The following is a 730-nucleotide window of genomic DNA, read 5'->3' as shown; positions in this document are numbered from 1 at the left end:
TCGGGTATCCTTGCGCGCTCTTTACACTTTGGTGAATGTGTAGCTTATAACTATTGATAGCGATGCCGCCAAACTTAATCTTGTTGGGCCCATAGGATGAGTGCCAGTTGTAGTTGGCCAGGGGAAACAGTTTAAATATGGCTGAGCAGTTTTTCGCGTTTTTACTCACAGTTTGGATGGAATCTTTATGAAATCATTGAGTTTAGCAGATCAGATTTTCTTATGGCTCGAGAAACGTCAGCAGCCAATGCATGTGGGTGGTTTGCACCTTTATCACTTTCCTGAAGATGCCGGCCCAAAATATGTGACAGAGCTTGCTGAGTATATGCGTTCCTTTCAGCAACCCATCGCGCCTTTTAATCAGCGTTTAAAATCTCGCTTCGGCCAATACCATTGGGAAGAAGATCTTCAGTTTGATCTAGAGCATCACTTTCGTCATAGCGCCTTACCAAAGCCAGGAAGAATTCGAGAACTACTCGCCTTGGTTTCGGTTAAGCATGGCGCCCTAATGGATCGAGAGCGACCAATGTGGGAAAGCCATTTGATTGAAGGTATTCGAGGTCGTCGTTTTGCGATGTACTTTAAAGCGCACCACTGTATGTTAGACGGTGTGGCGGCAATGCGGATGACAGCTAAGCTGTTATCAGAAGACCCTGAAGCTCGTGGTTTACCGCCTTTGTGGGCCTTGCCTCAAGTGAAGAAGATCCGTCCAGAAAATATTAATAATGCC

The 730-nt window shown here is 45.8% G+C and carries 1 protein-coding gene; it reads left to right on the top strand.

Annotated features, from left to right (window positions below; genetic code table 11):
* Nucleotides 1-187: 187 nt before the first annotated feature.
* The coding region (locus A3729_RS26130) for a wax ester/triacylglycerol synthase domain-containing protein (RefSeq protein ID WP_304439763.1) at nucleotides 188-730 on the top strand (543 nt) is incomplete at its 3' end.

The organism is Oleiphilus sp. HI0043, from assembly GCF_001634935.1.
Note: the sequence above shows the minus strand (reverse complement) of the source record. Positions and strands in the feature narration are given on the sequence as shown.